Source organism: Saccharomonospora iraqiensis subsp. paurometabolica YIM 90007, assembly GCF_000231035.2.
In the GTDB taxonomy this organism is placed as follows: domain Bacteria; phylum Actinomycetota; class Actinomycetes; order Mycobacteriales; family Pseudonocardiaceae; genus Saccharomonospora; species Saccharomonospora paurometabolica.
The window spans coordinates 91,293-99,652 of record NZ_KI912260.1 but is presented as its reverse complement, the minus strand read 5'-3'; the positions used below and the strand labels follow the sequence as shown (position 1 = coordinate 99,652).

Here is an 8,360-nt window from a genome sequence, read left to right as displayed (position 1 = left end):
GCGGCGGCGAGGACGAGCCCCGCGGGGCCGGGACGGGGGTGCTCGATCCGTCCGGACGCGGGTGCGGGGACCTCGGCCGGGCTGTCCACGTGCGGGCCGTCGGTGCGGGTGCCGGTGGCGTCGTAGGCGGCCCAGTACACCTCGCGGCGCCGGGCGTCGGTGAGCACCACGAACGACTCCCCGGTCCGGGCCGCCCCGGCGGCGTCGGCAGTGACAGCCATACCGCCCGTTCCGGTGTCACCCGTTCCGGTGGCATCCTCGGTCTGGTCGCCCACGGTGGTGCGGACGGTGCCGGTGTGCACGGCCTCGGCCGCGACGGCGTCCAGGCTGCACACCGGGTGGGCCGGCACGTCCAGGGCATGAGCCAGTGCCGCGGCCGTCACGATGCCCGCGCGCAGGCCGGTGTACGGGCCGGGGCCGATGCCGCAGACGACGGCGTCGAGGTCGCGCAGGGTGACACCCGCGGCGCCCACCGCCTCCCGCACGTGCGGGGTGATCAGTTCCCCGTGCGCACGCGCGTCGAGCGTGATCCGTTCGCCGAGCACCCGGCCGACGGCGGCGTCCGGTTCCCCCGTGTCACCGGCCGCCAGGCGCACCACCCCGGCCGTGACGGCGGGCGTCGCGGTGTCAATGGCGAGTACAAGCACCCTTCGAGCGTACGACCCCCCACCCCGCCCCGGCCCGACACCTGCCACCCGCAGCGGGGGCGGCCCGCCGGGGAGGGGTGGCGTGTGGCGCGTTTCGCGGGCGGAACGCGGTCCCGGTGGGCCGGGGTGGCGCAGTTCGCGGGCGGAACGCGGTTTCGCCGCCCGGCGCCGTCGGCGGCGGGCGGCGTCGGGGCGGCATGATGGACACAGGCGCCTACGGGCCGGTAACGGTGTCCGGGCCGGATGCCGTACGTGCCCGCACGTATGCCACGAGACACACCTGACCACCCTCCCGTCACGACCGCACACACCACGACACGAGAGCCCGCGAGGTGACCGGTGACCGTGCTCCTGCCGCACCTGCACGATGCCCAGGACAAGACCGCGCTCCGGTTCGGCGACCGGGCGTTGACCTACGCCGAGCTCGCCGCCGTCGCGGGGGACCTGGCCCGGCGCCTCCGCCCGACGTCCGGCGAACCCCGCACCGCGCGGGTGGCCGTGTGGGCCACACCCGGTCCGGAGACGGCCGTCGCCACCGTCGCCGCCCTCCTGGCCGGAGTACCCGTCGTGCCGGTCAACCCGGGAAGCGGCACGCACGAACTCGACCACATCGTCGCCGACAGCGCCCCGGGCCTCCTGCTCGCCGAACCCGGCGCGGACCTCCCCTCCGCACTGCGCCACCTGCCGCGGATCGACGTCGCCCTCCCCCCGACCGGCACGGCCCCACCGGCGCCTGCGACCCCACCGGAGGACGAACCCGACCCGCAGGCCCCGGCGTTCGTCATCTACACCTCCGGCACCACCGGGCCGCCCAAGGGCGTGGTGATCCCGCGCCGCGCGATCGCGAGCTCGCTGGACGCGCTGGCCGACGCCTGGGGCTGGACCGATGGGGACGTGCTGGTGCACGGGCTGCCGCTGTTCCACGTGCACGGCCTGATCCTCGGCATCCTCGGACCGCTGCGCAGGGGCGGCACCGTGCACCACCTCGGTCGCTTCACGACCGACGCCGTCGCCCGGGAGCTGGCAGGGCCCGCGACGATGCTGTTCGGCGTGCCCACGATGTACCACCGCATCGCGACCGAACTGGATCACGACCCGGCCCTGGTCGACGCGTTGCGTCGGGCGCGGCTGCTCGTCTCCGGGTCGGCGCCGCTGCCGGTGTACGACCACCGGCGCATCGCGGCCGCCACCGGGCGGCGGGTCGTCGAGCGGTACGGCATGACCGAGACCCTGATGAACACCAGCGTGCGCCCCGACGGCACGCACCGGCCCGGCACCGTCGGCATTCCGCTGCGCGACGTGTCGCTCCGGCTGGTGGACGAGGCGGGCAGCCCGCTCGACGTCCACGACGGCGAGACCGTCGGGGAGGTCGAGGTCCGAGGCCCGAACCTGTTCACCGGATATCTCAACCGCCCCGACGCCACCGCCGAGGCGTTCCACGACGGATGGTTCCGCACGGGAGACATGGCCACCCGCGACGCGGACGGCCACCTCCGCCTAGTCGGCCGCAAGTCGACGGACCTCATCAAGAGCGGCGGTTACCGGATCGGCGCGGGGGAGATCGAGAACGCGCTGCTCGAACACCCGAACGTGGCCGAGGTCGCGGTCACCGGAGAACCCGACCCGGATCTGGGCGAGCGCATCGTCGCCTGGGTGGTACCCGACGGCGCCCGTCCCGGCGAGGAGGAGCTGGCCGACCACGTCACCCACACCCTGTCGGCACACAAGCGTCCCCGGGTGGTGCGCTACCTCGACGCACTCCCCCGCAACGACATGGGCAAGATCCTGAAAAAGGCCCTGCATGAGTGACACCGCGCGCGGACTGCTCACCACGATCGCCGACGACGTCACCGAACTGGTCCCACCCGGACTCTCGACGCCCGCCGCACCGGACGGCCCGATCGGGTGGCGCGGATACGACCTCCAGCGCGCGGACGCCGCACGCCGCAGCGGGGAGGAGGAGTCCATCGTCTGCGGCACCGGCCGGGTGGGCGGGGTGGACACCGTGCTCGTCGCCTTCGAGTTCGCCCACCTCGGTGGCTCCATCGGCGAGCGGACGGGCCTGCGGCTCCAGCACGCGTTCGCCGAGGCCCGACGGCGGTCCGCGCCCGTCGTCTCGCTCGTGGCCACGGGGGGCAGCCGGATGCAGGAGGGCATGCGGGCGCTGTCCCAGCTGCACCGGATCGCCCGGGCCCTCGCCGCGCACCGGGACGCGGGACTGCCGCACGTCGCCGTCGTCCGCGACCCGACCACCGGCGGGGGCTGGGCGACGCTCGCCTCCGGCGCCGATGTCACGGTGGCGGTGCCGGGTGCCCAGGCCGGGTTCGCGGGCTCCCGGGTACGTCCGCCCGGGGAGCCGCACGCCTACACCACCGAGGGGCAGTACGCCTCCGGACAGCTGGACCGGGTCGTGCCACCGGAAACACTGCGGGAGCTGCTGCACCGGTGGGTCCCGCTGCTCGCACGTCCCGCCCGCGGCCCGGCGCCCCCACCCGGAGCGCTGGGAGCCGCGGCACCACCCGCGACCGGGTGGGAGGCCGTCTCGCGGGCCCGCGCCGCCGGACGTCCGCACGCCGAGGCCTATCTCGACGCCTACTTCGCGTGGCGCGAGAACCTCAGCGGCGACCGCTGCGGCGGTGTCGACGACGGGGTGCGGTGCGGGATCGGCCGACGCGCGGGCGGTGCCGTCGCCTACGCGGCCCAGTGCGGCACCCCGACCACACCGGCGGGATTCCGCACCGCGGCCCGGTTGCTCCGGCTCGCCGACCGCCTCGGCCTCCCCGTGTTGACCCTGGTGGACACCCCCGGTGCGGCGAACGACGCGGCGGCCGAACGTGCCGGGGTCGGGCCCGCGATCGCCGAGCTGTTCACGGCGGTGGCCTCGGCGCGGGTCCCGGTCACCACCCTCGTCATCGGCGAAGGCGGGTCGGGCGGCGCGCTGGCCTTCGCGGCACCCGATCGGATCTGGCTCACCCCGGACAGCTACTTCTCGGTGACCTCCCCGGAGGCGGCCGCGTCCATCCTGAAACGCGAACCGGACCGGGTGCCCGCCACCGCGGAGGAGCTCACCCTCCGCCCCCAGGACATGGTCGCGGCGGGCCTCGCCCGGGGCGTCGTCGCTCCGGGCCCCGACGACAGTTAGCCCGCGAAACGCGGTCAGGCCGGGGACGGCTCCCGCCGGAGGACACCGGTCACTGCGGGAGACGACGACAAGACACGGGCACCGGACCCAGCCGGGAGGCGGTTGCCGGGCTCCGGGGGAGCCCCGCCCCGGGCCGGTGCCGGGTCGGGGCCGGGGGTCAGGGGCGCGGTTCGCCCGCGAAAGACGCTCCGGCGACCCGCGCCGTCCACGAACCGTGCGGTTCGAGGGTCGCGACGCGGACGTCGTCGTCCCGGCGTTCGAGTCGCACGACCAGGTGGTCCTCGGAGAGGTGTTCGGCCATCCCCTCGCCCCACTCCACCAGGACCGCGGCGTGCTCGAGGTCGGTGTCCAGGTCGAGGTCGTCGAGCTGGGAGAGGTCGCCGCCGAGCCGGTAGGCGTCGACGTGGACCAACGACACCCCGGCCCCACCTGCCGGGTGCACCCGCGCCAGCACGAAGGTGGGTGAGCTGACCCGGCCGGACACCCCCATACCGTCGGCCACCCCGCGGGCCAGCGTCGTCTTGCCCGCGCCGAGCGGCCCGGCCAGCAACACCAGGTCCCCGGCGTCCAGCACGCGCCCCAACGACCGCCCGAACCGGACGGCGTCCTCCGGGGCGGGCAGTTCCACACTCACCTGCGCCACCATCGGTTCCTCTCTGTCGGGCACCTCCCGTCCGTGCCGCGGCAACCGCGCAGCAGGTCGATGAGGTGGCTGTTGACCAGGTCCGGCCGCTCCAGGTGCACCATGTGCCCCGCACCCCGCACCCGCAGCAACCGCGCGTGCGGCAACTCGACCGCGATCCGCTCGGTGTGCGTGAACGGGGTCAACCGGTCCGCATCCGCCCCGACGACGAGCACGTCGGTGTGCTTGAGCCCCGCCAGCGCGGCGTAGCGGTCGTGGCTGCCGAGGGTGTCCACGAAGTGCGTCAGCTGCCGGACCGGTGTGTCGGCGAGCATGTCCAGCATGAAATCGACCGCCGCGGAGTCGACGTCGGCACTGCCGAAGGCCAACCGCCGCACGGCACGCCGGGTGAGCTGTCCGCCCGCGGCACGGACGAACTCCACCAGACCCGGCTGCCACCCGGCCAGCTCCCCCACCCCGCGGGTCAGCGGGTTGTACTTCCACAGCAGGGACTTCGGCAGCCCGCTCGCGCCGACCTCCCCGGCCGCCGTGGCGATCAGGGCCACGCCCCGGACGCGGTCCCCGAACAGGGCGGGCGCCCGGTGCGCCAGCTCCATGACCACCATGCCGCCCATGGAGTGGCCCACCAGGACGATCGGCTCGTCGGCGGGCACCGTCCGCAACACCGCGTGCAGGTCCGCGGCGAGCTGTTCGATCGTGCTCGTCTCGGCGGGCGACGGCGCCGACTGCCCGTGCCCCCGGTGGTCGTAGTACACCTGCCGCACCCGGGGGAGGCGCAACGCGGCGAGATCGCGCTGCTGGAACAACCAGCTCCGGCGGGACAGCGCGAACCCGTGCACGCCCACCACCGTCAGCTCGGCCGTCCCGTCGGACGGCCCGATCTCCTCGACCGCGAGCGGGGTGCCGTCGTCGGCCGCGACGGTCGCGGTGCGTCCGGTACGGGCACCGGCGAACGGCCCGTCGGGACGCGGATCCTGCCCGGCGCGGGACATCAGCGGGCTCCCCACCCGAGATGTCGCCGCCGGACCCGGGGCCGGTACATACCCGTGACGATCTCGTAGTCGATCGTGCCGATCGTCTCGGCCCACTCGGTGGCGGTGGGTCCCCCGTCCCGGCCGGTGCCGAACAGTTCGACCCCGGTGCCCACGGCGGGTTCGTCCGCACCGCAGTCGACCACCAGCTGATCCATGCACACCCGGCCCACCACGGGCCGCCGCCGACCCGCCAACCGGACGCTCATCCGCCCGGACAACGACCGCGGGACCCCGTCGGCGTACCCCACCGGGACCAGCGCCAGCGTGGTGTCCTCCGGGGCCGTCCACGTGTGTCCGTACGACACGGACTCACCCGCCGCAACCCGCTTGGTCAGCACCACACTCGACCGGAACGTCATCGCGGGCCGCAGGTCCTCCGCCTGGGGCACCGGGTTCAACCCGTACATCGCGATGCCCGGGCGCACGAGGTCGAAGTGCAGGTCCGGCCGGGTGAGCGTGGCCGCCGAGTTGGCCAGGTGCCGCAGCGGCGCCAACCCCGCGTCGAGCGCACGGTCGTAGGCGGCGGCGAACCGCCGCGCCTGGTCGTCGATCGACGGATGTCCGGGATCGTCGGCGCACGCCAGATGCGACCACACCGCCACGACGTGCACGTCCGGTTCCGCCGCCGCGGCCTTGACCAGGTTCGGCCACTCGTCGGCGGGACACCCGTTCCGGGACAACCCGGTGTCGATCTTGAGATGCACCCGTGCACGCCGCCCGACCCGGGCGGCCGCGTCCACGACGCGCGCCAACTCCCCCGCCGAACTGACCGACAGATCGACATCCCGCTCGATCGCCGGGGCGAAGTCCACCTCCGGGGTGTCCAACCAGCTGAACAGCCTCGCGGTGATGCCCGCACGCCGGAGGTCGAGCGCCTCCTCCACCGACGCCGTGCCGAGCCACTCCGCCCCGGCCTCCACGGCCGCGCGCGCCACCGGCACCGCGCCGTGGCCGTAGCCGTCCGCCTTCACCACGGCCATCGTCGCGGAACCGGATTCGGCCGCGCGGGTGGCGAGCAGGCCGAGGTTGTGCCGGATCGCGTCGAGATCGACGAGGACCTCGGCCCGGGGCGCCCGCTCGCCCGTCCCGCCGTTCACGGCCGCACTCGCCGCGACCGTGCGGACACGGCGACCATCCCGCCGCATTCGGACTCGCTCACGTGCCTCCTCCGTCGCTGCTCGCACATCCGGACCCGCTGTCCGTGGGATCACCCGGGCGGGACGCCCGCCACCCGCGGGCGCGGCACACCGCCCGCAGTCAATGTACCCAGTACCGCGTCAGACCCGGTGCACGCTCCGCCTGGCCTCGGCGTGCCGGTGCCGGATGTCGGCCCCCGCCGCGACCTCGTCGTCGGTGGGCCCCTCCAGCCGCACGGCGTCCTCCCCCTGCCAGGTGGGCGGATCCATCGCCCCGGACAGTGCCCACGCCGCCTGCCGCGCCGCACCGAGGGCGACGTACTCCCCGGGCTCGGGCACCACGACCGGGACGCCGAACACCCCCGGGGCGATCGCGCGCACACTCGCCGACCGCGCCGCGCCCCCGATGAGCAGCACCCGCCGCACGGTGACGCCCTGCTCGCGCACCGCATGAAGGCCCGCGGCCAGTCCGCACAGCATCCCCTCGACCGCGGCGCGGGCCACGTTCTCCGGCGTCATCGTGCTGCGGCGGAGACCGAGCAGCGACCCGGCGGCGTCGGGAAGGTTGGGGGTGCGTTCCCCGTCGAGGTAGGGCAACAGCGTCAGCCCCCCGGCCCCCGGCTCGGCAGCGAGCGCGAGCCGGTCGAGCCCGTCCAGGTCGACGTTCAGCAGGCTCGCCGTCGCGGTGAGCACCCTCGCCGCGTTGAGGGTGCACGCGAGCGGCAGGAATCGACCGGTGGCATCGGCGAATCCGGCGACGGTGCCGGTCGGGTCGGCGGACGGCGTCGGGCTCACGCCGAACACGGTGCCGCTGGTGCCGAGCGAGACCACGACATCGCCCTCGGTGATCTCCAGGGCGAGCGCGGCGGACATGTTGTCCCCCGTGCCCGCGGACACCAGCACCCCGTCCGGGGTTTCCCCTGCGGGCTCGGCCGGATCGAGCACGGTCGGTAACTCCGGACGACGCCCCCGCATCGCACGGGCGAGAAGATCGCCGCGGTAGGCGCGTTCCGCGGGCGAAAAGTACCCGGTGCCCGAGGCGTCGCCACGGTCGGTGACGGGCTCGCCGCCCGTCAGGCGCCAGGTCAGCCAGTCGTGGGGGAGCAGGACCCGGGCGGCACGGTCGGCGTTGTCCGGCTCGTGGTCGGCCAGCCACCGCAGCTTCGCGATGGTGAAACTGGCGACCGGCACGGACCCGACCGCCTCCGCCCAGGCGTCCGGACCACCGAGTTCCGCGGTCAGATCGTCCGCCGCCTGTGCCGACCGGGTGTCGTTCCACAACAGCGCGGGCCGCACGATCCCGCCGTCGTCGTCGACGGTGACCATGCCGTGCTGCTGTCCCGCCACGCCGAGCGCGGACACACCTTCGAGGATCCCCTCCGTGGCCTGTCGCCACGCCGTCCACCACTCGCCCGGATCCACCTCGGTGGCGTCCGGGTGATCCGCGCGCCCGGTCCGGACGACCATCCCCGTCCGCGCGTCGCAGACCACCACCTTCGTCGACTGCGTCGAGGAGTCGACCCCTGCCACCAGCACGTCGTCATTGCTCATGGCCCAGAAGCTTGGCGGCTCCCACCCGCCCACGTCCACGCTTTCGACGACGTTTCGCGGGCGAACCGCGCCCACCCCGCCCGACACGACACACCGGCGACACCCCCACCCGCGCACGCCACGACGGTCCTCACCCGCCCACCGGGGACCGCGTTCCGCGGGCGAAAGGCGCCCACCCGGCCGGAGGGCCGGGCCGCCCTGGCCGGG

The 8,360-nt window shown here is 74.8% G+C and carries 7 protein-coding genes; 2 read left to right on the top strand and 5 right to left on the bottom strand.

Annotated features, from left to right (window positions below):
* Nucleotides 1–647: tRNA (adenosine(37)-N6)-threonylcarbamoyltransferase complex dimerization subunit type 1 TsaB (gene tsaB / locus SACPADRAFT_RS0222580; RefSeq protein WP_007025487.1), on the bottom strand; the 647-nt coding region annotated here is incomplete at its 3' end.
* Between the two features lie 339 nt (nucleotides 648–986).
* On the opposite strand from tsaB, the gene SACPADRAFT_RS0222575 reads away from it, so the two are divergent.
* Nucleotides 987–2,456 carry an acyl-CoA synthetase gene (locus tag SACPADRAFT_RS0222575; RefSeq protein ID WP_007025486.1) on the top strand — a complete coding sequence of 490 codons (1,470 nt, stop codon included), beginning with the start codon at nucleotides 987–989 and terminating at the stop codon, nucleotides 2,454–2,456.
* The gene (locus tag SACPADRAFT_RS0222570; RefSeq protein ID WP_007025485.1) at nucleotides 2,449–3,789 is read left to right on the top strand and encodes a carboxyl transferase domain-containing protein; all 1,341 of its coding nucleotides are present in this window, start codon (nucleotides 2,449–2,451) and stop codon (nucleotides 3,787–3,789) included. The genes SACPADRAFT_RS0222575 and SACPADRAFT_RS0222570 overlap by 8 nt, the downstream gene beginning before the upstream one ends.
* A 157-nt stretch (nucleotides 3,790–3,946) precedes the next feature.
* Here the strand turns inward: SACPADRAFT_RS0222570 and tsaE are convergent, their stop codons facing one another.
* The 4 genes from tsaE to xylB form a co-directional block, all read right to left on the bottom strand.
* Nucleotides 3,947–4,432 carry a tRNA (adenosine(37)-N6)-threonylcarbamoyltransferase complex ATPase subunit type 1 TsaE gene (gene tsaE / locus SACPADRAFT_RS0222565; RefSeq protein ID WP_028662689.1) on the bottom strand — a complete coding sequence of 162 codons (486 nt, stop codon included), beginning with the start codon at nucleotides 4,430–4,432 and terminating at the stop codon, nucleotides 3,947–3,949.
* On the bottom strand, nucleotides 4,420–5,424 hold the full coding sequence (locus SACPADRAFT_RS0222560) for an alpha/beta hydrolase (RefSeq protein WP_007025483.1): 1,005 nt from the start codon (nucleotides 5,422–5,424) through the stop codon (nucleotides 4,420–4,422). Before SACPADRAFT_RS0222560 ends, tsaE begins: the two co-directional genes overlap by 13 nt.
* Complete coding sequence (gene alr, locus SACPADRAFT_RS0222555; RefSeq protein WP_007025482.1) at nucleotides 5,424–6,611, bottom strand: alanine racemase; 1,188 nt, start codon at nucleotides 6,609–6,611, stop codon at nucleotides 5,424–5,426. Before alr ends, SACPADRAFT_RS0222560 begins: the two co-directional genes overlap by 1 nt.
* 132 nt (nucleotides 6,612–6,743) lie before the next feature.
* Complete coding sequence (gene xylB / locus SACPADRAFT_RS0222550) at nucleotides 6,744–8,153, bottom strand: xylulokinase (protein ID WP_028662687.1); 1,410 nt, start codon at nucleotides 8,151–8,153, stop codon at nucleotides 6,744–6,746.
* Nucleotides 8,154–8,360: the final 207 nt, after the last annotated feature.